The sequence below is a fragment of the Paenibacillus sp. FSL R5-0887 genome (assembly GCF_038002305.1).
GTDB lineage: Bacteria > Bacillota > Bacilli > Paenibacillales > Paenibacillaceae > Paenibacillus_AQ > Paenibacillus_AQ odorifer.
In genome coordinates this window covers 1-22895 of sequence record NZ_JBBOCE010000003.1, presented here as the reverse complement: position 1 = coordinate 22895, position 22895 = coordinate 1, and the positions used below count along the sequence as shown (strand labels likewise).

At 45.8% G+C, this 22895-nt stretch carries 22 protein-coding genes; all 22 read left to right on the top strand.

The annotated features are described in order from the left end of the window. Positions 1-268 precede the first annotated feature (268 nt). Positions 269-1015: a VWA domain-containing protein gene (locus MKY14_RS30535; RefSeq protein WP_038568031.1), complete on the top strand. Its 747-nt coding sequence runs from the start codon at positions 269-271 to the stop codon at positions 1013-1015. After that, positions 1005-1943, top strand: a complete 939-nt coding sequence (locus MKY14_RS30530) for a serine/threonine protein kinase (protein WP_036678862.1) — start codon at positions 1005-1007, stop codon at positions 1941-1943. Before MKY14_RS30535 ends, MKY14_RS30530 begins: the two co-directional genes overlap by 11 nt. 36 nt (positions 1944-1979) lie before the next feature. Beyond that, positions 1980-3422 carry a tRNA lysidine(34) synthetase TilS gene (tilS, locus tag MKY14_RS30525; RefSeq protein WP_340978086.1) on the top strand — a complete coding sequence of 481 codons (1443 nt, stop codon included), beginning with the start codon at positions 1980-1982 and terminating at the stop codon, positions 3420-3422. A gap of 46 nt (positions 3423-3468) precedes the next feature. Further along, positions 3469-4008, top strand: coding sequence for a hypoxanthine phosphoribosyltransferase (gene hpt, locus MKY14_RS30520; RefSeq protein WP_036678757.1), 540 nt, complete (start codon positions 3469-3471; stop codon positions 4006-4008). Positions 4009-4117: 109 nt separating this feature from the next. Continuing rightward, on the top strand, positions 4118-6172 hold the full coding sequence (gene ftsH / locus MKY14_RS30515) for an ATP-dependent zinc metalloprotease FtsH (protein ID WP_036678755.1): 2055 nt from the start codon (positions 4118-4120) through the stop codon (positions 6170-6172). A gap of 259 nt (positions 6173-6431) precedes the next feature. Continuing rightward, positions 6432-7370, top strand: coding sequence for a quinolinate synthase NadA (gene nadA, locus MKY14_RS30510; RefSeq protein WP_036678753.1), 939 nt, complete (start codon positions 6432-6434; stop codon positions 7368-7370). Between the two features lie 39 nt (positions 7371-7409). Continuing rightward, complete coding sequence (gene nadB, locus MKY14_RS30505) at positions 7410-9026, top strand: L-aspartate oxidase (RefSeq protein WP_076305371.1); 1617 nt, start codon at positions 7410-7412, stop codon at positions 9024-9026. Further along, positions 9016-9891: a carboxylating nicotinate-nucleotide diphosphorylase gene (nadC, locus tag MKY14_RS30500; RefSeq protein WP_076220479.1), complete on the top strand. Its 876-nt coding sequence runs from the start codon at positions 9016-9018 to the stop codon at positions 9889-9891. Before nadB ends, nadC begins: the two co-directional genes overlap by 11 nt. Further along, positions 9888-10655, top strand: a complete 768-nt coding sequence (locus MKY14_RS30495) for a type III pantothenate kinase (protein ID WP_036678745.1) — start codon at positions 9888-9890, stop codon at positions 10653-10655. Before nadC ends, MKY14_RS30495 begins: the two co-directional genes overlap by 4 nt. A gap of 47 nt (positions 10656-10702) precedes the next feature. After that, the gene (gene hslO / locus MKY14_RS30490) at positions 10703-11587 is read left to right on the top strand and encodes an Hsp33 family molecular chaperone HslO (protein ID WP_036678742.1); all 885 of its coding nucleotides are present in this window, start codon (positions 10703-10705) and stop codon (positions 11585-11587) included. Positions 11588-11596: 9 nt separating this feature from the next. Beyond that, positions 11597-12541 carry a peptidylprolyl isomerase gene (locus MKY14_RS30485; protein WP_081383501.1) on the top strand — a complete coding sequence of 315 codons (945 nt, stop codon included), beginning with the start codon at positions 11597-11599 and terminating at the stop codon, positions 12539-12541. 141 nt (positions 12542-12682) lie between these two features. Further along, on the top strand, positions 12683-13621 hold the full coding sequence (gene cysK / locus MKY14_RS30480) for a cysteine synthase A (RefSeq protein ID WP_036678737.1): 939 nt from the start codon (positions 12683-12685) through the stop codon (positions 13619-13621). A 490-nt stretch (positions 13622-14111) separates the two neighbouring features. Then, entirely contained in the window at positions 14112-15725 is a 1614-nt protein-coding gene (locus tag MKY14_RS30475; protein WP_340978083.1) for an anthranilate synthase component I family protein, read from the top strand. Continuing rightward, positions 15722-16303 (top strand): aminodeoxychorismate/anthranilate synthase component II, encoded by a 582-nt coding sequence (gene pabA, locus MKY14_RS30470; RefSeq protein WP_036678733.1) that lies wholly within the window; start codon positions 15722-15724, stop codon positions 16301-16303. Before MKY14_RS30475 ends, pabA begins: the two co-directional genes overlap by 4 nt. Further along, positions 16300-17181 carry an aminotransferase class IV gene (locus tag MKY14_RS30465; RefSeq protein ID WP_076130082.1) on the top strand — a complete coding sequence of 294 codons (882 nt, stop codon included), beginning with the start codon at positions 16300-16302 and terminating at the stop codon, positions 17179-17181. Before pabA ends, MKY14_RS30465 begins: the two co-directional genes overlap by 4 nt. Continuing rightward, positions 17178-18035, top strand: a complete 858-nt coding sequence (gene folP / locus MKY14_RS30460; RefSeq protein ID WP_076186830.1) for a dihydropteroate synthase — start codon at positions 17178-17180, stop codon at positions 18033-18035. The genes MKY14_RS30465 and folP overlap by 4 nt, the downstream gene beginning before the upstream one ends. 30 nt (positions 18036-18065) lie before the next feature. Next, the gene (gene folB / locus MKY14_RS30455; protein ID WP_076138480.1) at positions 18066-18428 is read left to right on the top strand and encodes a dihydroneopterin aldolase; all 363 of its coding nucleotides are present in this window, start codon (positions 18066-18068) and stop codon (positions 18426-18428) included. An 11-nt stretch (positions 18429-18439) separates the two neighbouring features. Beyond that, on the top strand, positions 18440-18991 hold the full coding sequence (gene folK / locus MKY14_RS30450) for a 2-amino-4-hydroxy-6-hydroxymethyldihydropteridine diphosphokinase (protein WP_076186832.1): 552 nt from the start codon (positions 18440-18442) through the stop codon (positions 18989-18991). Next, on the top strand, positions 18943-19152 hold the full coding sequence (locus tag MKY14_RS30445; RefSeq protein ID WP_076309069.1) for a helix-turn-helix domain-containing protein: 210 nt from the start codon (positions 18943-18945) through the stop codon (positions 19150-19152). The genes folK and MKY14_RS30445 overlap by 49 nt, the downstream gene beginning before the upstream one ends. 33 nt (positions 19153-19185) lie before the next feature. Continuing rightward, positions 19186-20202, top strand: coding sequence for a tRNA dihydrouridine synthase DusB (dusB, locus tag MKY14_RS30440; protein ID WP_076130084.1), 1017 nt, complete (start codon positions 19186-19188; stop codon positions 20200-20202). Between the two features lie 201 nt (positions 20203-20403). Continuing rightward, positions 20404-20883, top strand: a complete 480-nt coding sequence (gene greA / locus MKY14_RS30435; protein WP_036678719.1) for a transcription elongation factor GreA — start codon at positions 20404-20406, stop codon at positions 20881-20883. A gap of 248 nt (positions 20884-21131) precedes the next feature. Continuing rightward, positions 21132-22649 carry a lysine--tRNA ligase gene (gene lysS, locus MKY14_RS30430; RefSeq protein WP_076309074.1) on the top strand — a complete coding sequence of 506 codons (1518 nt, stop codon included), beginning with the start codon at positions 21132-21134 and terminating at the stop codon, positions 22647-22649. Positions 22650-22895: the final 246 nt, after the last annotated feature.

Here is a 22895-nt window from a genome sequence, read left to right as displayed (position 1 = left end):
ACTAGTGAAGGTATGGAACGGAGAGAAAGTTTGGAGCTGTAGAAGCGGAGTGTTCGCCTTTGTCCTCGGATTCCAACCGCGAGAGGCGGTTCTAATCAAGGAATCTGAGGACAACAGCGATCGAAAGCCCAAACATTTCTCGCAGTTCCCCTATTCACTAACCCCCCCTATTTGATCGAAATTCCCCCACTTAATATCGACCGTTTGAAATCTCTCATTTCTGGATATGCTAGAAACAGAGGTTCAAACAAAGGGGGAGTTGAGGGTTATGAAGCAAATTATGCTCATTACTGACGGTTGTTCGAATGTAGGAGAAAGTCCGGTGTTGGCAGCGGCGCATGCCCTGCAGGAGGGAATCACCGTAAATGTGGTCGGTGTAGTTGATTATGGTACGATCGGTGAAATCGGCAGCCGGGAGATTGCTGACATTGCCAAGGCCGGGGGAGGCCTTAGCCGAATAGTCGGAACACCACAACTGGCGCAGACGATTCAGATGATGACACGCAAGACCGTGGTTCAGACGATCCAGCAGGCGGTTAATAAAGAGGTAAAAAAGATACTAGGCGACGGCTCACTGGATCAGCTGCCTCCTGTTCAACGTTCACAGGTTGTTACAGTTGTAGATGAACTGACAGAAACAACGCCGCTGCGCATTGCACTTCTTATCGATGCCAGTGCCAGTATGAAGCCTAAACTGGGTGCTGTGGAAGATGCAATCCGCGATTTGGCACTCAGTTTAGAAGCACGGGAAGGCAAGAGTGAGATCGCTGTGTTTCATTTTCCCGGAAATAACAGCAGTGAAGATGCCAAGCTTGACCTGGATTGGACGCATGACATGTCAGGTATTCGTACGCTATTCTCTAAATTACACATGAGAGGCGCAACACCGACTGGCCCAGCTATTTTCAAGGTGCTTGAACATTATCGTTATGATACACTGGATGAACATCGTGGACGCCGACTAAGCGATGACCACGACGAAAGAGAAGGGATGATTGGTGGGTATGTCGTCTAATCCGTCCTATCCTACTGGTACCTTAATTAACGGCAAATGGCGGGGTAACCGTTATGTCGTTGAGCGGATGCTGGGAAGGGGCGCGAACGGAACCGTATATCTTGTGCAAAGAGAAGGCAGACGGGAAAGGTACGCGCTAAAAATCGGATACGATACACTTGAACTTCAATCGGAGATCAATGTACTGACCTCGCTGCAATCGCGACGAAAGCGGAATGAACATCGGGCTCGTCGTGAGAATCCATTGTCTTCTTATTTTTTGGAAGCGGATGATTTTGCGAATGGGGATAATATCCCCTTCTATGTGATGAGGTATGTTGAAGGCAAACCGCTGCATCATTTTTTATCGAAAAACGGTCCCGATTGGTTAGGCCTGGTAGGTCTTGGTCTGCTTGAAAAGCTGCGCACACTGCATGAATGTGGATTTGTGTTCGGTGATTTGAAGCCCGAGAACGTCATGGTATCTAAATACGGTGAAGTGGAACTGATCGACTTTGGGGGCACAAGCCCTATTGGTCGTAGCGTGAAGCAGTTTACCGAATGGCATGATCGTGGTTTCTGGAATGCGGGCAGTCGAATCAGCGATGAGGGTTACGATCTTTTCGCATTTGCTGTGCTGTGTCTTCGTTTGCTCAATGAAGAAGGGCTCAAAAAGGCAGCCTTACAGCTGCCGCAGACGAGAAGTGTGGACGAATTATTTAAGCTGGCTAGAAATTTACCCAATAAGAAACTATCCTCCTGGATTTGTATGGCGTTAAAAGGGGGGTTCTCAGGCTCTGCGGATGCTACTGAGGTCTGGCGAAACCATATTTATAACTCGCGCAGAAAGCGCCCGGATAGTATGGACACCCCCCGGTGGTTAAAAAATGCATTCGCATTGTCTTTGTTTTTGCTCGCCTTTACGATTTATTGGGTATTCCGTTTTTGAACTCATACATATAGTTGGAGAGAGAGGGGGGCGCATATGGAGCAAATGAATGGACTGGTGGAGTCTGTATTGGAGTCAGCAGCCGAGCATGAGCTGTGGGCGCCCCATGACACCATTGTAGTCGCAGTTTCCGGCGGCCCGGATTCTGTGGCTCTTTTGCATGTTTTACATGAAATATCTTTAAAATTTATACCGCTTACCTTAATATGTGCTCATGTGAATCATGGATTTAGGCCGGAGTCAAAGGAAGAGGCAGAGCTCGTACGTGGTATGGCTGAAGAATTGGGACTGCCCTTTGAGTTTGCGGAATTCGATATTCCCTCCTTGGCTAAAGAGAGTGGACTTGGTCCTGAGGGTACTGCACGTGAGAAGCGGTACGAATTTCTGATTGATACGGCGCACCGATATGGGGCGCGTTCTGTTGCTCTGGCTCATCATGCTGATGATCAGGCAGAAACTGTAATTATGCGTCTATTACGCGGAAGTGGCTTATCTGGACTGTCGGGTATCAAGTGGAAAAGAACAGAAAAAAAGGTGGAACTCATTCGCCCATTCCTACGTATTAACAAAACAGCACTTTTAGGGTTATGCCAAAATGAAGGTTTCACTTATGCTGAGGATGCCACCAATCTGCTGACGAAATATAAGCGGAATGCCATTCGTTTGGAAGTTCTTCCTTTTCTGGAAAAGTATAATGGCAGAGTGAGGCAATCCCTCGTACAGCTTGCGGAAATTGCGGGAGCTGAAGATGAGTATATGGAAGCGTCTGCGGCAAAATGCTTTGAAGAGCTAGTTTCGGAAGGGGATGGGAAATACACCTTTAACAGAGCTTCATTTGCTGCCATACCCTCCGCTTTACAACGGCGTTTGATTAAACTAATATTAAATTATCTGTCGGCGGATTTATCTGCCCTTGATTTCCCCAAGATTGAAGCTGTACGTCGGGGAACGCTGCAGAGCTATCCCACCACCTGGAGCTTGGATTTGGGTGGAGGCCTGACTTGTGTGCGGCAATATGATAGTATCTTGTTCTCGTCCAAGCCCACGACGCCACAGGCAAGCTATACATATCGTCTGTTTTTACCGGACTCTGAGCTTAAATTGGAGGAAATAGGTAAGGTGATGTCGATGGCGGTACTGGAGAGAGAAAACTTTTTTGTACAGGGGGAGGATTATGGGAAGATGTCGGCTTGGTTTGACCGTGATGAACTGGTCTTTCCACTGACGATACGATCCCGATTGCCTGGAGATACCATAAGGATCATGGGATTAAACGGAAGCAAAAAGGTAAAAGATATTTATATTGATGATAAAATACCTGCTTCCGAACGGTCATTGATTCCCCTCGTTTGTGATGGTTTGGGCAATATCGTCTGGATTCCGGGCGTAAGACGCTCGATGCATGCCGCAGTAGGGCGGCACACGACCTCCGTACTTCTATTGTCTCTGGCAGAGCTGGTTGACCACGAAGTCACGTAATGGTCGAAGTAAGTCTTTCATAGTATAACTTAGGAGGTTTCGCAAGTTGCAAAACGATATTCAAGAAGTATTGATCACCGAAGAGGAACTTCAGCAGAAAATTAAGGAGCTCGGTCGAACACTGAGCGAAGAATACGCAGGTCGTACCCCTTTAGTAATTTGTGTACTAAAAGGTGCGTTTATATTTATGGCAGATTTGGTTAAAGCCATTACAGTACCTGTTGAGATGGATTTCATGGCAGTGTCCAGCTATGGAGCATCCACCAAGTCCTCTGGAGTAGTCAAAATTATTAAGGATTTGGATGTATCGGTAGAAGGCCGCGATATCTTGATCGTTGAAGATATTATTGACAGTGGTCTTACACTCAGCTATTTAATTGAGTTGCTCCGCAACCGGAATGCTGCTACTATCTCTGTGGTTACCTTGTTTGATAAACCATCAGGCCGCACTGTTAATCTTGAAGCCAGCTACACCGGCTTCGTGTTACCTGACGAATTTGTAGTAGGCTACGGATTGGATTATGCCGAGCGGTATCGGAACCTCCCATATGTTGGAGTACTGAAACCTGAGATTTATTCCAATTGAACTAAGGACTGCCTCGATCATACGGATCGGATACCCACAACTTCCTTTATTTGAGGTGTCCCAAGAGGCTATGGTACAATAACTTGAGTGTTGTGAGAGGAGGTAGGGGATGAATCGGTTCATCCGGAATTCTGGTTTTTATTTGATTTTATTTTTAGTCGTGGTGGGTATTGTCCAGTTTGTGAGCAATGGAAATGAAGCCGCCGATTTCCCTAGATACGACGAGTTACGGCAGGAGATCAAGAACAACAATGTGAAGGATTTGACGGTTCAGTTTGAGGGTAATGCCTTTCTGGTCACAGGCGAGTATAGAGAGCTGCCTGCCGATACTAAATCGAAAAGCTTCTCCACATATATTCCTCCTACAGATGCCGCTATCAATGAACTGATTCAAGCCAGTGATGTTAATGGGATTGAATTAACTCAGAAGAAAATGGAAGGTACCAGCATTTGGCTGACATTCCTTTCTTCAATTATCCCGCTGGTAATTATGTTCATCTTGTTCTTCTTCCTGTTTAACCAGGCGCAAGGTGGCGGCGGTAAAGTCATGAATTTCGGCAAGAGCAAGGCTCGGTTATATAATGAAGAGAAGAAGAAAATCAGCTTTGAGGATGTTGCAGGGGCGGACGAAGAGAAGCAAGAGCTTGTCGAAGTCGTTGAGTTCCTGAAAGATCCACGCAAATTTGCAGCTGTCGGCGCACGTATTCCTAAGGGCGTATTGCTTGTAGGTCCTCCGGGAACAGGTAAAACATTGCTTGCCCGTGCGGTAGCAGGTGAAGCTGGCGTTCCTTTCTTTAGTATTTCCGGTTCTGACTTTGTGGAAATGTTCGTGGGTGTCGGTGCTTCTCGGGTACGTGATTTGTTCGAGAATGCTAAGAAGAATGCTCCATGTATTATCTTCATTGATGAAATTGATGCTGTGGGTCGTCAGCGTGGTGCCGGTCTTGGTGGCGGACATGACGAGCGTGAACAGACGCTTAACCAATTGCTGGTTGAGATGGATGGATTCGGTGGTAACGAAGGCATTATTATTGTAGCGGCGACTAACCGCGCTGATATACTTGATCCGGCATTGCTTCGTCCAGGACGTTTTGACCGTCAAATTACGGTTGACCGTCCTGATGTGAAAGGCCGTGAAGCTGTACTTAAGGTTCACGCTCGTAACAAACCGCTTACGAAAGATGTAAGACTGGATGTTGTTGCTAAACGCACAACCGGATTCACAGGTGCTGATCTGGAGAATCTGCTGAATGAGGCAGCTTTGCTAGCTGCACGTCGTAACCGTAAAGATATTTCCATGATTGAAGTGGATGAAGCTATTGACCGTGTTATCGTAGGTACTGAGAAACGCAGCCGTGTGATCAGTGACCGCGAGAAACGTATTGTAGCTTATCATGAAGCAGGCCATACTATTGCTGGTTACTTCCTTGAGCACGCCGATATGGTGCATAAAGTTACTATTATCCCACGCGGACGTGCAGGCGGATATGTTATTATGCTTCCGAAGGAAGATCGGATGATCGTTACTAAGCAGGAGCTTTTGGATAAGGTTACTGGATTACTTGGTGGACGTGTTGCTGAAGAATTGTTTATTGGTGAGATCGGTACGGGTGCATACAGTGACTTCCAACAGGCTACGCGCATCGTGCGTGCCATGATTATGGAGTACGGTATGAGCGATAAGCTTGGACCTATGCAGTTCGGATCTTCTCAAGGTCAAGTATTCTTGGGTCGTGATATTGGGCATGAACAGAATTACAGTGACTCCATTGCTTATGAGATTGATCAGGAAATGCAGAACTTTATTACTTCGAGTTACGAACGTTGTAAAGATCTGTTGATCAAACACTCCAAAGAAATGCACTTGATTGCCAATACATTACTTGAGAAAGAAACACTTGAGCTTGATCAGATCACACAACTGATTGAACAAGGATTCCTTTCCGAGGATGGTAAACCAGAGGGTGGCGAAGGTGTTGCCCATGAAGTTGGCGAGCCTGTCATCGACAATATCGGTGATGTGCGAGTTCGCATTCAAGGCAAGCCTGAGGATGAACAGTCCACACTTCCTGACCTGTCGAAGGATATCCCGAATAACCCTGATTCTGAGGGTAATGACGGTTCCGGTGATGACAACAAAGGTGGGGGCACTAGCCTTACCTAATTGGGTCCACCATTCATATGATGTAAATTTATCCGGAGAACGTAACTGTTCTCCGGATTTTTTATTTTAATTTTTAAGGGATTCTATGCCTTAAAGCCTGTCCAGTTACATTGACAGAGGCTGGAACGTTGTGTACATTAGTGATTAATATTACTTACTATTTATATCAACATGTTCATTTTTTCACCATGATGGCGCATGCCATTTGATAACATCATGTCGGCGAAAAGCCGCGAGGATTTAAGGGGGAGAACAATCGGTGGAAGCTCTGGCGCTTGAGCGCAAGCAGGAACAGAATCGAGAACTTCGTATACGTCTTGAACAGCTTAAAAAGGAACGAAACGCAATCATTTTAGCTCATTATTATCAACGTGATGAAATTCAGGAGGTTGCCGATTTCCGGGGCGACTCTTTTTTACTCGCTCAGAAGGCTGCAGAGACTGATGCAGAAGTTATTGTATTCTGCGGTGTTCATTTCATGGGGGAAAGTGCAAAAATTCTAGCCCCGAACAAAACCGTCCTTATTCCTGATGAACGTGCAGGCTGTCCAATGGCAGATATGGTCAATGTAGACGGTTTGCGTAAGCTAAAAGCTCAACATCCAAATGCTAAAGTAGTCACTTATATCAACTCGTCCGCCGAGATTAAAGCAGAAACCGATATTTGTTGTACCTCTGCTAATGCTGTGAAAGTAATCGAATCCCTTGACGCCGAAGAGATTATTTGGGTCCCAGATAAGAATCTTGGTCAATATGTACAAGATCAGACGGGCAAGAAGCTGATTATTTGGGAAGGCTATTGCAACACTCACGACATGTTGACCGTCAAAGATGTAGTAGAAATGAGAGCAAAATATCCAGATGCGGAATTTGTAGTTCATCCAGAGTGTCGTCCTGAAGTAGTCGCCATGGGTGACTATGTAGGCAGCACTACATCAATTCTGGAGTATTGCCGGAAATCGGATCGTAAGCAATTTATCGTTGGAACGGAAGATGGTACCGGATATCAGCTTCGTAAGGATAGTCCAGATAAAGAATTCCATTTTGCTACCAAATTTCTTGTTTGTCCTAATATGAAAGTTAATAATCTAAAAAAACTGGTGAAATGCCTGGAGACGATGAAGCCACAAATCTATGTACCGCCTGCTGTCGCCGACAAAGCCAGAACATCCCTAGAGCGCATGCTACAAGTCCGGTAGCATGCGCTACTCTTTCGTTGAAACAGGTGAAAAGCGGTCATGATTCCACAATATTTGGTTGATTTTGATCTTCGGGATATTCCTACGGTAAAGACAGATTGTATTGTTATTGGTTCAGGGATTGCCGGGTTATTCACAGCTATTAAAGCCAGTGAAGATCGGCGTGTCATAATGATCACAAAGAAATCAGTAATGGAAAGTAATACTCGCTATGCACAGGGGGGGATCGCAGCTGTTATAGCTGAGGATGATTCCCCTGCTTACCACCGGCAGGATACCTTAATGGCCGGAGCAGGTCTTTGCTCCTCAACAGCTGTCGATGCACTTGTTAATGAAGGGCCGGAAGGCGTTCATGAGTTAATTCGCTTAGGAACTCTGTTTGATAAGGAAGATGGGGTACTGGCTTTGACTCAGGAAGGTGCGCACAGCCACCGCCGTATTTTACATGCTAATGGGGATGCTACAGGTTATGAGATTGTTCGTGCATTGGCGGAACAGGTAGCCGAACATGAGAATATTGAGGTCTGGGATGATCATTATGTTATCGATCTCATCACTGAAGGTGGAGAATGTGTAGGCGCATTATTGCAACGGCCCGGTGGTGGAAGGTTGTTCCTGCAAGGGGATGCGACCATTCTGTGCTCTGGTGGAGCAGGACAATTATATCGATACACTACCAACCCAGAAGTAGCTACAGGAGATGGAGTAGCAATCGCCTATCGCGCTGGGGCTCATATACGAGATATGGAATTTATTCAATTTCATCCTACAGCACTTAGTTACCCGGGAGCTCCTAGATTTTTAATCTCCGAAGCTGTGCGTGGGGAAGGAGCAGTCTTGCGCAATATTAATGGAGAACGGTTCATGGAACGTTATCATGACCTGCTTGAGCTAGCTCCGCGGGATATTGTAGCACGAGCTATTGTAAGTGAAATGGAACATACTAAATCAACGTTCGTTTATTTGGATATTACACATGAATCTCCAGAGATGGTGAAGCATCGGTTTCCCACAATATATGAGACATGTATGGGCTATGGACTGGATATTACAAGTGATTGGATCCCAGTGGCTCCCGCTGCGCATTATATGATGGGGGGGATTAAGACCGATCTGAATGGAGAGAGCACCATCCCACGTCTGTTTGCTTGCGGAGAGGTTTCCTCCACAGGCCTGCATGGCGCTAACCGTTTAGCTAGTAATTCATTATCTGAGGCCATTGTATTCGGACAGCGTATTATTGATCGGATTCATGAGCTTTCCCCGCTGGACCGTGATGTTTTATCGGTTAACAGTAACGAGGGACGTGTAGATTCGCCAACTCAAGCCATTGTGGAACGTCGTTTGAAGCTACAGAAGATTATGGTTCGATATGCTGGACTGCGTCGTAACGAAGAGATGTTACTTAAAGGACTAGATGAATTAAAACGACAGCTGCCAATCTTTGGATCAGCTTTGTCCAAACGTGAGGAATATGAATTTGCTAATATGCTGACCTGCTGTTTGCTTGTGACAGAGTCTGCTCTGGCACGGGAAGAGAGCCGTGGGGCGCATTACCGTGAGGATTATCCGCAGCGGGATGATGATCAGTGGCGTAAGCACCTGCTTCAAATTCGCGAACTGGGAATAGTGGAGGAATTAAGCGATGATGTTTAATGGTTACAATGAAGAACTAGTACAATCTATCAAGGCTTGGTTGCGGGAAGATGTTGGTTCCGGAGATGTAACCACGCAGATGACGATTCCAGTGGGCCATGAGTCCAAAGGGATTATTCATGCCAAGGAAGACGGTATAATTTGTGGCATTCCAATTGCAGAGCTGGTCTTTGAAATTGTGGATCCGGCACTTAGTTTTACAGCCCTTGTCGAAGAAGGCCAAGCTGTAACTAAAGGGACAGTAATTATTGAGGTTGAGGGCAGCACACATGCGATTCTAACAGGTGAGCGGCTTGCGCTTAACTTGATGCAGCGTCTTTCGGGTGTGGCATCACGTACAGCTTCTTTCGTGCAGGTGTTGGAGGGATTACCAACTCGTCTAGTGGACACACGTAAGACAACACCAGGTCACCGGATGCTGGAGAAATATGCTGTTCGTATTGGTGGAGGCTTTAATCACCGTTTTGGGTTATATGATGCAGTTATGATCAAGGATAATCATATCAAAGGCGCAGGTGGTATTCGGCAGGCTGTAGGTCGTGCCCGGAAGAACATCCCGCATACGATGAGCATCGAAGTGGAGACCGAGAATTTAGAGCAAGTCGAAGAGGCGCTGGCAGCAGGTGCTGATATTATAATGCTCGATAACATGTCTAACGATATGATGAAGCAAGCCGTGGCTAGGATTAAATCGAAAGCTCCGCATGTTAAGACAGAGGCTTCTGGCAATGTATCGTTAGAAACCTTACGCGGGATTGCTGAAACGGGTGTGGATGTGATTTCTGTCGGGCGCCTTACGTACTCCTTCTCCAGTCTGGATATCAGTCTAGACCTTAATGCCAAGAAGGAAGGGCCTTTGTCATGATGCTTGCTGTCGATATCGGTAATACCAATATTGTTCTCGGTGTATATAGAAAACGCGAATTGCTGCATCATTTTCGGCTAAGTACTGCGCGTCAATCGACCGTGGATGAATATGGAGTAATGATACACAATCTTTTTCACATGTCAGGTATATCTGTCAAAGACGTTGAAGGTGTAATTATATCTTCGGTTGTTCCGCCACTAGTTAAGACTATTGAGGATATGTGTATTAAATATATAGGGAAAGACCCATTGATTGTTGGACCAGGGATTAAGACGGGGCTTAACTTACGTTATGAGAATCCGCGTGAAATTGGCGCAGACCGGATTGTTAATGCAGTTGCTGCGATTGAACAATACAAATGTCCACTTGTCGTTGTTGATTTTGGTACGGCTACGACTTTTGATTGCATTGATGCAGGTGCTAATTATCTTGGTGGCGCGATTGTCCCCGGTCTAGGCATTTCAACGGAGGCATTATACCAGCGGGCATCTAAGCTGCCGCGAATTGAATTGGAGAAGCCTAAAAAGGTCATCGGGCGTAATACGGTGCACGCGATGCAGGCCGGGATTATTTTTGGCTATGCGGGTCAGGTTGAGGGCATTGTTAAACGAATTAAAGTCGAGATGAACGCTCCCGAACTGAAGGTTATTTCGACCGGAGGCCTTGCCTCGCTAATTGCGGGTGAAACGGACTGTATCGATGAAGTAAATCCTATGTTAACGCTAGAAGGATTAAGAATTATTTACGATCGTAACCAATAAAGATAAAGAAGCCTAAAAGGCGAAGAGATAGGAGGGCTATGCACCCAATGGAAAAAAAGAAGGATCGACTAATCCGCGGCACGGCTCTTAATGGTAAAGTGAGAGCGTTTGCTGTCCGCACAACTGAATTGGTTGAAGAACTAAGACGCAGACACGATACGTATCCAACGGCTACAGCCGCAATGGGACGTACAGTTACCGCTGCAGCCATGATGGGCGCTATGCTCAAGGGTAGTGAGAAGCTGAGTATTATGGTTAAAGGGAATGGACCGATCGGACAAATCGTTGCAGAATCCAATGCATTGGGAGAAGTGCGTGGTTATGTGCATAATCCTCACATTCATTTACCGAGCAATAGCATGGGGAAGCTGGATGTAGCTGGAGCGGTGGGAACTGAAGGGTTCATTGATGTTATAAAAGATTTAGGTATGAAAGAGCCGTACAGAGGTAGTATTCCTATTATCTCCGGGGAGCTTGGCGATGATTTTACCTATTATTTTGCGGTTTCTGAGCAAACTCCAGCTGCGGTCGGCCTAGGTGTACTGGTAGATACCGATGAGTCAGTAATTGTGGCTGGAGGATTTATTGTTCAGCTTCTTCCTGGTCTGACTGATGCGGAGATCACAGAGATTGAAAAAGCTGTAGGGGCGATGCCTTCTGTAACAGCGCTTCTCGATCAGGGGCTGGAGCCAGAAGAAATGCTGCGCTACCTGTTGCCGGATGCAGTGGTTATGGATGAACTGGATATTAACTTTGCTTGTCAGTGTTCGCGTGAGCGGGTAGAGCAGACATTGGTTAGCTTAGGACGGGATGAACTGGAGAGATTAATTGCAGAAGATGAACAGGCTGAAGTCGTATGCCATTTTTGCAATGAGGCTTATGTTTTCAATAAGGACGATTTACAGGTCATTTTAGAACAAGCGAATTCGTAGGGTATTGGGATGATGACGAGACAGGAACGTGCACTTCGCAATACGGTTATTATTCTAGCTGTTGCAACTTTAATGCTCGGGGGTCTATTATTCTGGAGTTTGCGCGCCATGGCCCTTCTTAAAGGAGATACAACAGACAATGAATCACCGGATGTAGCGACTGCAGGCGGACAACCGATAACGGATCAGCAGTGGATGGATGAGCTCAAAAAAAAGCATGGAGAAGAAGTGTTAATCAGTATGCTTAACCATATTGTCGTGAACATGGAAGCTAAGGCATTAGGAATTACCGTGACAGACGATGAGGTTAAGCAGGAACTGGCACGCACTATAGTTGGGTACGAATCAGAAGCGCAATATTATGCTCAAATGCAATCTCAGCTCGGATTATCTCGTCAGGAAGTGTTCGCAGAGACAGCTTATCGTCTGTCCTTACAAGCGATAGCCACGGTGGGCATTACAATCAGTGATGCCGATATAGATGCTTATTTAGAGCAAAATGCCGAGCGCTTCATTCCAAAAAAGGAAATGCAGCTTTCTATGATCAAGGTCTCATCCTATGAGAAAGGCCAGCAGGTAATGGATCGCTTGGAACAGGGTGAGGATTTCGCTGATTTGGCTAGGGAAGTGTCTATTGATGATGAGAGTCGGCAGCACGGAGGCAGCTTAGGCAAAGTAGAGGAAGATGACCCTTTTTGGCCAGAGGGAATGTTAAAGACTGCCGCTGGATTGGATGTGGGTGATATAGCCGGTCCAATCGAGACAGGGGAAGACTTCGCCATTATCCGCTTGGAGAGTATTCACTCTCCAGAAATGCCGGATCAGAAAGAAATTCGGGCGCTTGTACGTCAAGAGCTGGCTTTGGAGCAAGCCCCTCCCTTGCAGCAGGTGGAAAGCGATTTACGCAATAAATATGAGGTATCAATAAATATTGACAACAGCCTGCAAGATTGATAATATGATATTAACGTAAACCCTACCGTTTTAGTCGGAAATAACTGACGGTGGTCAACAATTTAAACTCCATACACAGAAGCATAAAGTCATAATTTACGTTCTTATATCGCATTTATCATTCTAAGGAGGTTTTTGCTCATGGCTAAAGTCGTTAACAACGTAACAGAATTGATCGGAGGTACTCCGCTCGTTCGTTTGAATCGTCTGGCACAGGAAGGCTCCGCAGATATTTATTTGAAATTGGAATATCAGAACCCGGGATCAAGCGTAAAAGACCGGATTGCAATCAGCATCGTGGAAGAAGCTGAGCGTGAAGGTCTACTGAAACCGGGAGGTACGATTGTAGAAGCTACTAGTGGTAACACTGGTATCGGCCTGGCACTTGTAGCTGCTGCTAAAGGTTATAAAGCAGTTATCGTAATGCCGGAAACAATGAGCTTGGAGCGCCGTAATCTCCTTCGCGCATATGGAGCGGAATTGGTGCTGACCCCAGGATCGGAAGGTATGAATGGTGCGGTTAAGAAAGCAGACGAAATTCTGAAAGAGAACCCAAGCTATTTCCCGTCCGAGCAATTCAAGAATAAAGCGAACGTGAAGATTCACCGTGAGACTACTGGACCTGAAATTATTGACGCTATTGAATCCATCGGCGGTCCTTTGGATGCTTTTATTGCGGGTATCGGAACAGGCGGAACGATCACTGGTGCGGGTGAAGTGCTGAAAAGCCAATATCCTGATATTAAGATCTATGCTGTAGAACCTGCTGCTTCCCCAATCTTGGCTGGAGGCAAACCAGGCCCTCACAAAATCCAGGGTATCGGAGCTAACTTCATCCCTGAGATTTTGAACCAAGATATCTATGATGAAATCATCCACGTTGAGAATGATGAAGCTTTCGAAACTGCACGTCGTGTAGCTAAAGAAGAAGGCGTCTTGTCTGGTATTTCTTCAGGTGCTGCTGTATTTGCCGCTCTTAAAGTAGCTAAAGATTTAGGCCCTGGCAAAAAAGTAGTAGTCATTATCCCAAGTAACGGCGAACGTTACCTGAGCACACCACTTTACAATTTCGAAGCGTAATTGTTTGCAATAACGTAAATCTATAAGAGTCTTCATACCACTTTTTTGGTGGTGATGGAGACTCTTTTCGTTGATTTAAAAGGCATTTGGTACTTTGCATATATGGCAGGCTAGACGTGGTAATTTTATTATTGTTGAAAAAAGCTCTGGTTTTTGCAGAAAACGAAAAAATCATAATAATTTCCTATCGCTGAGGGCTTTTCAATAATGCCTTAAGTACAGTATACTGACAGGCAATATACTACTGACGATTTAAAATAATTAAAGTCTGGACAAAACTAAGCAAATGCTTACGAAGCGAGTTTTATTGCGAAGTGATGTCTACGAAGTAATGGCTTCATAAAACTAAGCAAATGCTTACGAAGCGAGTTTTGTCTCGATGATTAAACTGTAAGATGATGCTAGACAAAACTTAAGCAAATGCTTACGAAGCAAGTTTTATTGCGAAGTGATTTCTACGAAGTAATGGCTTCATAAAACTTTTAGGAGGATGGCTTTGGAAATCATAACAACCTGGAACGAGTGGGAACAATGGGCTGCTGAAGACTGGAGCATGTTTCCCTTGATTATAAAATCACCCCGGTGCACCAACGAATTACCCGCGTCCTGGGAGCAAGCCTGGGAGTTAGCTTCCCAGTATTCTGTAGTTTTAGAAAGTGGTAAGGGTGGCCGTTATACGTACTTGGGCTTAAATCCTGTTTCGATATTGAAAGGCAAGGAGGATAACGCGGAAGTATTTAGCTTCCCTACTGAATCTTTGGAATCAGCATCAGTGGACGAGGAGAGGACACCTGAGGCAACAACACTGCATGGACAACCGCTGGAGCTACTGCAGCAATGGATGTCGGATTTTACGTCGCCTAAGTTAAAGGATGAAGATGTTCCTCCTTTCTCTGGTGGATGTATTGGATTCCTTGGTTATGATGTGGTTCGTTCTTTGGAACGATTGCCGTCTCTTGCCCAAGATGATCCTGGTTTTCCTGATTATCTTTTTATGAGGTTTGACGAGATATGGATTTATGATCACGAAGAGCATGTGCTGTATTGTGCTGTCCACGTTCCAGTTCCAGCAGACTGTGGGCTGGAGGATCTGCAAAATCTCTATCTTGGCAGTATAGAACAGGCTGGACAAATGGTAGAGCAGTGGCAGCTGATATCTTCAGCTGCAGGATTGGATGATGAGGCCGTGGGCAGCATTGAGGCCCTTACAGTTTCATCAGGAGAGTGGCCGGGCATGGCCTCGGCTTTCTCGCCTGAAAAGTTTCAGCAGGCAGTGGTGGACGTTCAGGAATACATCCGCCAAGGCGATGTCTTCCAAGTGAACCTCTCGCTGCGCCAGGAGGCGCAGCTGAAGTCCTCGCCGGAGGATGTTTACGAGTGGCTGCGCAAGCTCAACCCGTCCCCGTACATGGGGCTCTTGCGGTCGCCCGGCTTCGCGCTGTCCAGCGCCTCACCAGAGCTGCTCGTCAAGCTGCATGGGGACAAAGTGAGCGCCCGGCCCATCGCCGGCACCCGGCGCCGGGGACTCACTCCCGCGGAGGATGCCGCCATGGAGGCGGAGCTTCGCGGGAGCGAAAAAGAGATCGCCGAGCATATCATGCTTGTCGATCTGGAACGCAACGACATCGGACGTGTCGCTGCATACGGTTCCGTCAGCGTGCCGGAGCTGATGACGGTGGAGCGCTACTCTCATGTGATGCATCTCGTTTCGCAGGTAGAGGGCCAGATTGCGCCGGATAAAGACGCTTATGCGGTTATCGCAGCTTTATTCCCGGGGGGAACCATCACAGGGGCTCCCAAGGTAAGGACAATGGAGATTATCGAAGAACTGGAGCCGGTTCGACGTGGACCCTATACAGGTTCGATGGGTTTTATTGACTATAACGGCAATATGGAATTAAATATTATTATAAGAACGCTGGCTGTAAAAGACGGGGTCGGATATATTCAGACAGGTGCCGGCATAGTGATCGATTCCGATCCCTACCGTGAATACCGTGAATGCCATAATAAAGCCAAAGCGGTAGTGAAGGCAGTACTCTGTAGTGAACTGCAGCAGGAATTGCCAGCTACCAGCGAAGCCGAAGGGGGAGTAGCACTGTGATCTTGGTCATCGATAATTATGATTCCTTTACGTATAACCTCGTACAGTATTTAGGTGAGCTTGGGGAAGAGGTTAAAGTGCACCGCAATGATGAAATTACCATCGAAGAGATTGAAAAGCTGGCACCTGACCATATTCTAATTTCACCAGGCCCATGTACACCAAATGAAGCGGGAATTAGTCTGGAATTGTTGCATCATTTCAAGGGGATCATTCCGATCTTCGGCGTATGCCTTGGACATCAAGCGATTGGACAAGCATTTGGTGGCAATGTCATCCGTGCTGAGCGTTTGATGCATGGGAAGACATCGCCTATTTACCATAACGGGACCTCAGTTTTTGAAGGTCTGGAGTCTCCATTTACAGCTACCCGATATCATTCACTGATTGTAGAGCGGGAGAGTCTCCCAGATTGCTTGGAGATTACGGCTGAGACTGAAGAGGGGGAGATTATGGCATTGCGCCATAAAGAATACCCTATTGAAGGTGTGCAGTTCCACCCGGAATCTATTATTACGGATCATGGTCATACGATGCTGCGTAATTTCTTGAAACGGAGAGCCGGAGAAACGGCATGAAATATATAGGATTTAACAATGGTGTCATTGACGCCCGAGAAGCCGTGGTTTCTGCCTTGGATCACGGCTTTTTGTACGGCATTGGCTTGTTCGAAACCTTTCGGACCTATGGGGGAGTTCCCTTTTTGCTGGAGCGTCATTTGAAGCGTATGGCAGAGGGGTGCAAGGAACTGGGCATTCCATTTGAGGCAGAAGCGGCACATCTACTTGACTGGATTAAGCGCGTCATGGACAAAAATGAATTAAAAGAAGCTTATATACGCTATACCGTAACAGCCGGTGAGGATATTCTCGGATTACCTGCTGGTGATTATCAAAAGCCCAATCATTTGTTGTACATCAAAGCGCTGCCGAAAGTACCAGATAAGCTTAACAGTGAAGGCAAAGAGCTGCAGCTGTTGTCCTTGCGGCGTAATACTCCTGAGGGAACAGTGCGATTCAAGTCGCTGCATTATATGAATAACATTCTGGCTAAGCGTGAGCTTAGAGGGTATGCTTCTGCGGCAAATGGTGCTGAAGGACTAATGCTGACGGCAGAAGAATTTATTGCGGAGGGCATTGTCAGCAACATCTTTTTTATTAAAAACAACAGGCTCTATACCCCAGATCTCACCACAGGCATTCTTCCGGGAATTACCCGGGAAATGGTGCTGGAGCTGGCTCTTAGTGCAGGCCTTAGTGTTGAAGAAGGAACATATCACTGGGAGCAGTTGAAAGCTGCTGATGAAGTGTTTCTTACCAATTCCGTACAAGAAATTGTTCCTGTTACCGGGGTGTGGCACGGAGATGCAAGATTTACTATAGGTACTGGCCAGTGTGGAACAATTACTGCTGGCTTGATTTCATTATATAGAGATAGGACGGCGATTGCGAAATGAGACCAGTCCTCTTTAAGCGGACATACCGTTGTGGAAATACAGACTTGGAGTTAGGAAATCGAACATTGATTATGGGCATCCTTAATGTTACCCCTGATTCTTTTTCAGATGGAGGACTTTGGGATCATCCGGACAAAGCCGTTGAGCATGCGCTGCGTATGGCTGCAGAGGGTGCTGATATTATTGATATCGGCGGTGAATCTACTCGTCCTGGTCATCAACCGGTGGGACTTGAAGAGGAGTTAGCCCGTGTATTGCCTGTGATCGAGAGTATTCATAAGGCGGCACCTCATCTTCCGTTATCCATCGATACCTATAAAGCTGAAGTAGCCCGCCAAGCTATGGCTGCGGGTGCCCATATCATTAATGATATATGGGGTTGTAAGGCTGATCCGGAAATGGCGGCAGTGGCCGCTGCTGCTGACTGTCCTATTATTTTGATGCATAACCGGCAGGACCGTAATTATACGAATCTGAGTGCGGATATGTCGGCTGACCTTAAGGAAAGTATTGATCTTGCGTTAGCCGCAGGTGTTAAGCCGGCCAATATCATATTGGATCCAGGTATCGGCTTTGCTAAAGATTATAATGAAAACCTGCAGGCAATGATGCTTTTAGACGGGTTGACTGAGTTAGGCTATCCGTTGTTACTGGCGACGTCCCGCAAAAAATTCATCCGCACGGTACTTGATTTGCCGTCTGATGATGTTGTGGAAGGCACCGCAGCTACAGTAGCTTTTGGTATTGCTCAGGGTTGCCAGATCGTCCGTGTACATGATGTATCTCTAATTAAACGAACGGTTAAGATGTGTGATGCGATGTTGTATGCTGCACCTCCAGTGGTGCGTGAATAGCTATATTTTACGAAAAAGGGCGGATTAATCATGGATAAAATGACAATGCATCGCATGGAATATTACGGATACCACGGTGTATTTGAGGAAGAGCGTAAGCTGGGACAACGTTTTTACATTGATTTAGAGCTTGAGCTTGATTTGCAGGGTGCGGGCTTGAATGATGATTTGAATCAAACTGTGAATTATGCTGAAGTTCATGAATTAGTCAAAAATATTGTCGAAATAAAGTCTTTTAAGTTGATTGAAGCTTTGGCAGAATATATTGCATCCTCCGTACTGGACACTTATACTGTTATCAATGCAGTAACGGTTAAGGTAACTAAACCTCATCCGCCTTTCGACATTCATTTTCAGGGAGTGACTGTAGAGCTGCGCAGAACTAGAAAGTGAGAACAAGGTCCATGAATATACATTCCACCTCTGAAGAATCAGAGGCTTATATTGCTTTAGGGGCTAATTTGGGTGACCGCGAGGGCACACTGTCAGAGGCTTTGAACAGACTGGACGCTCATGATGAAATATCGGTGGTCCGCTGCTCCAAAGTTTACGAGACAGAGCCAGTTGGTTATTTAGATCAGCCGCAGTTTCTCAATATGGCAGCAGCTTTGCGAACGACACTTGCGCCCGAGTCCTTGCTGGAAGTGATGTTGGGGATTGAAACGCAGTTGGGTCGTATCCGGGATATCCGCTATGGACCGAGAACGGTAGATTTGGATTTGTTGTGGGTTGAGGGTCAGATGCTCGATACACCACATTTAACGTTACCGCATCCACGCATGTTAGAGCGTGCTTTTGTATTGTTTCCGCTCAGTGACATCGTTCCACAGAATGAACAATCTTCCGGACTTCGCAAGCTGATTACAGCAGCGCTTCAAGACATAGACGGGAAGGAAGGAATTCGGTTGTGGACAACAAGCGTTTGGGACGGAGGGTCAGGGCATTCCGTAAGCTAAAAGGGTATACTCAACAGGATCTTGCGGATCTTGCCGGAATTTCCTTGGCTGTGCTTGGTGCAGTCGAGAGGGGTAACAGACGATTAGAAGATCAAATTTTAGATAAAATTGCGAATGTTCTCGGGGTTACAACAGAAGAGCTTATGGATCCCAACTCATAATTTCCAAGAATTAAAAGGCAGGAAGTGATACGAATGCTGAAGATTGGCGATATCGAGATGAAAAATCAGGTTGTTCTGGCACCTATGGCTGGCGTGTGCAATCCGGCTTTTCGTCTGATCGCTAAGGAATTTGGTACAGGTCTGGTCTGTGCGGAAATGGTAAGCGATAAGGCCATTATTCACGGAAATACACGTACTCGCGAAATGTTGTTTGTAGATGAACGGGAGAAACCGCTTAGTTTGCAGATTTTTGGCGGGGATAGAGCATCACTGGTGCAAGCAGCTAAAGTCGTTGATAAAGAAACCAATGCTGATATTATCGATATCAATATGGGATGCCCAGTACCAAAAGTGACTAAATGTGATGCGGGAGCCCGCTGGCTTTTGAATCCCGACAAAATCTATGAAATGGTCTCTGCGGTTGTCGATGTTGTCGATAAACCGGTAACCGTGAAAATGCGGATTGGCTGGGATAGCGAGCATATTTTTGTCGAAGATAATGCGCGTGCGGTTGAACGTGCCGGGGGTAAGGCTGTCAGCGTACACGGTCGTACCCGCGAGCAGCTTTACACAGGCCATGCGGACTGGAACTACATCAAGATGGCAAAAGAAGCAGTTTCCATTCCCGTTATTGGCAACGGGGATGTTAATACACCTGAAGATGCTCGGGCTATGTTGGATCAGACTGGCTGCGATGGCGTAATGATCGGGCGTGGAGCACTAGGTAATCCTTGGATGTTGTATCGTACGATTCAATATTTGAGCACCGGCGAGCTTATGCCTGAACCTGGTTTGGATGAGAAGATTAAGGTTGCTATTCTTCATATGGATCGTCTGGTAGCTCTTAAGGGAGAAGCTGTAGCTGTCCGTGAGATGCGTAAGCATATGGCTTGGTATTTAAAAGGCTTGAAGGCTGCCGCTAGAGTGAAGGATGTCCTTATGACAGAAACAAAACGCGATGGAATGGTGAGGATATTGAATGATTTTGTCGTTCAATTAAAGCATGAAGAAGAGAGCAAGGGCATTGAAATGTCTTCTTCTGCTGTATAATCGCCTTTTTTCTGCTGATATTTGAACACATCTGACTTTATATGTGGTGTCATTGACATTTTGTAGCGGTTCCAATATAATTTCACAGTATAAAATCGCCGTTACAGTAAGAGCAATGCAGCAGGGAGGGTTCTTATCCTTCTAGATTAGCATATAGTATGGTGTTTTCAATAATTGTATACGACAGGAGAATCGGTTGAGATGAGCGATAAAGAAGTCATCCTTACGCCGGACGGGCTAAAACGTCTGGAAGATGAGCTGGAGACCCTCAAATCCGTAAAACGCCGTGAGGTTGCTGAACGGATTAAGGTAGCGATTGGCTACGGAGATATCAGTGAGAACTCGGAGTATGAAGACGCGAAGAATGAGCAAGCTTTTATCGAAGGACGCGTTCTCACTTTGGAGAAGATGCTTCGCAACGCGCGTATCATCAATAGCGACGAGATCGTTACTGACGTAGTAAGTATTGGTGTTACTGTAAGTGTCGAGGATTTGGAATATGGGGACACTATGGAGTATACGATCGTAGGTACAGCAGAGTCTGATCCACTGAATAACAAGATTTCCAACGAAAGTCCGGTAGGCAAAGCTATTATCGGAAAAAAAATAGGTACGGTAGTTGATGTTTCTACACCTGCAGGAGTTATTCAATATAAAATTCTCGATATCAGAATGAAGTAATATACAGACCTTAATGTCTGTAAATAGATGTGCTGCCATATGTATTAGTCATTTCACTGTACATAGGTAGATAAGGGAACATGTTTGGGAAAGCTTCCTTAGGGAAGCTTTTTTCAAATCATCCAGAAACGATAGGTAAAACAAACTGCTTATATTTTGAGCTGGAACGGGACTGTCCTCTAACTATGGAGACGGAGCCGTTTCTTCTTGTGTATATGATATTACTGAGTTATAAGGGGATGAATCGCATGACCGAGGAAATGAACAATGTGGACAATGCAGAGAACGAACTTAGTGAGCTTTTGCAGATCCGCCGTGCCAAACTGGACGAGCTAAGAGGACTTGGTATTGATCCTTTTGGCAAAAAATACGAGCGCACAGCTAACGCTGGCGATATCGTAGCTAAGTATGATGGACTTTCCAAAGAGGAATTGGACGAGCTTTCTGTTGAAGTGAGCATTGCTGGGCGTATTATGGGAAAACGCGTTATGGGTAAAGCCAGCTTTGCGCATATCCAGGACCTTAGCGGAAGAATTCAGCTTTATGTTCGTCAAGACAGCATTCCTGAAACTCAATACGCGGCGTTTAATGTTCTCGATCTGGGAGATATTATCGGCGTTCGTGGAACAGTATTCAAAACCAAAACAGGCGAGACCTCCATCAAAGTGCATAATCTCGAAGTCTTGTCCAAATCCCTGCTGCCACTTCCTGAAAAATATCATGGTCTTAAAGATGTAGAACTGCGTTATCGCCAGCGCTATGTTGATTTGATTATTAATCCGGAAGTTCAACAGACCTTTATTGCCCGTTCAAGAATTATTCAATCGATGCGTCGTTATTTGGATTCACTTGGTTATCTTGAAGTTGAAACACCTACACTTCATACGATCGCCGGTGGAGCAGCTGCACGTCCATTTATTACTTACCACAACACACTTGAAATGCAGCTGTATATGCGGATTGCTATCGAGCTTCACTTGAAACGCCTTATCGTTGGCGGTTTGGAAAAAGTGTACGAAATCGGCCGTGTCTACCGTAACGAGGGAATGTCGACTCGTCATAATCCAGAGTTCACTATGATTGAGTTGTACGAAGCATATGCTGACTACAAGGACATCATGAATCTTACGGAGAATATGATTGCACATATTGCCCAAGAGGTATTAGGTACACAACTGCTGGATTACCAAGGCAAAGAGGTAAATCTGTCTCCAGGATGGCGTCGTGTAACTATGGTTGATGCTGTTAAAGAAGTAACCGGTGTTGATTTCAGCGTTCACATGACAGATGACGAAGCACAAGCTTTGGCAAAAGAACATCGTGTGCCTGTTGAGAAACATATGACGTTCGGTCATATCCTTAACGCTTTCTTCGAGCAATTTGTAGAGGAAACTCTAATTCAGCCAACCTTTGTAATGGGACACCCAGTTGAGATTTCACCACTTGCGAAGAAAAACGATGAGGATCCACGCTTTACCGATCGTTTTGAGCTGTTTATTGTGGGTCGTGAGCACGCTAATGCATTTAGTGAATTGAATGATCCGATTGACCAACGTCAACGCTTTGAGGCACAGATCCAGGAGAAAGAGCAAGGTAATGACGAAGCTCATGAGATGGATGATGATTTCATCCGCGCCCTGGAATATGGTATGCCACCTACTGGCGGACTGGGAATCGGCGTAGACCGTTTGATCATGCTGCTTACCAATTCTGCATCGATTCGCGATGTATTGCTGTTTCCACATATGCGTAACCGTACTGAATAGTATCTATAGAACACAGGGCTTAAGGGAGCTGTCTAAGGGCAGTTCTCTCAGCTACTGTTGATTAGAAGCGGTGCTTTCACTTAATTGCTCCTATAGAATGTAGAGATTTAATATTAGTTTCAAAAAAACTCTTGCAATGCATCTCCATACATGATATATTCTAAGTCCGGCCAAGAAGTACACATGCCGAGCTCGAAAAAGAAGTTGAAAAAAGAGCTTGACATTAAATAGCCGAACATGATATAG

Excerpts from the sequence above, each read along its gene's own strand:
- MKY14_RS30485 (WP_081383501.1), top strand. The coding sequence starts at position 11,597 with ATGATGACGAGACAGGAACGTGCACTTCGCAATACGGTTATTATTCTA.
- MKY14_RS30535 (WP_038568031.1), top strand. The coding sequence starts at position 269 with ATGAAGCAAATTATGCTCATTACTGACGGTTGTTCGAATGTAGGAGAA.
- MKY14_RS30495 (WP_036678745.1), top strand. The coding sequence starts at position 9,888 with ATGATGCTTGCTGTCGATATCGGTAATACCAATATTGTTCTCGGTGTA.
- cysK (WP_036678737.1), top strand. The coding sequence starts at position 12,683 with ATGGCTAAAGTCGTTAACAACGTAACAGAATTGATCGGAGGTACTCCG.
- hslO (WP_036678742.1), top strand. The coding sequence starts at position 10,703 with ATGGAAAAAAAGAAGGATCGACTAATCCGCGGCACGGCTCTTAATGGT.
- dusB (WP_076130084.1), top strand. The coding sequence starts at position 19,186 with ATGCTGAAGATTGGCGATATCGAGATGAAAAATCAGGTTGTTCTGGCA.
- nadC (WP_076220479.1), top strand. The coding sequence starts at position 9,016 with ATGATGTTTAATGGTTACAATGAAGAACTAGTACAATCTATCAAGGCT.
- MKY14_RS30465 (WP_076130082.1), top strand. The coding sequence starts at position 16,300 with ATGAAATATATAGGATTTAACAATGGTGTCATTGACGCCCGAGAAGCC.
- folB (WP_076138480.1), top strand. The coding sequence starts at position 18,066 with ATGGATAAAATGACAATGCATCGCATGGAATATTACGGATACCACGGT.
- MKY14_RS30530 (WP_036678862.1), top strand. The coding sequence starts at position 1,005 with ATGTCGTCTAATCCGTCCTATCCTACTGGTACCTTAATTAACGGCAAA.
- MKY14_RS30475 (WP_340978083.1), top strand. The coding sequence starts at position 14,112 with ATGGCTTTGGAAATCATAACAACCTGGAACGAGTGGGAACAATGGGCT.
- tilS (WP_340978086.1), top strand. The coding sequence starts at position 1,980 with ATGGAGCAAATGAATGGACTGGTGGAGTCTGTATTGGAGTCAGCAGCC.
- greA (WP_036678719.1), top strand. The coding sequence starts at position 20,404 with ATGAGCGATAAAGAAGTCATCCTTACGCCGGACGGGCTAAAACGTCTG.
- lysS (WP_076309074.1), top strand. The coding sequence starts at position 21,132 with ATGACCGAGGAAATGAACAATGTGGACAATGCAGAGAACGAACTTAGT.
- nadB (WP_076305371.1), top strand. The coding sequence starts at position 7,410 with ATGATTCCACAATATTTGGTTGATTTTGATCTTCGGGATATTCCTACG.
- ftsH (WP_036678755.1), top strand. The coding sequence starts at position 4,118 with ATGAATCGGTTCATCCGGAATTCTGGTTTTTATTTGATTTTATTTTTA.
- folK (WP_076186832.1), top strand. The coding sequence starts at position 18,440 with ATGAATATACATTCCACCTCTGAAGAATCAGAGGCTTATATTGCTTTA.
- folP (WP_076186830.1), top strand. The coding sequence starts at position 17,178 with ATGAGACCAGTCCTCTTTAAGCGGACATACCGTTGTGGAAATACAGAC.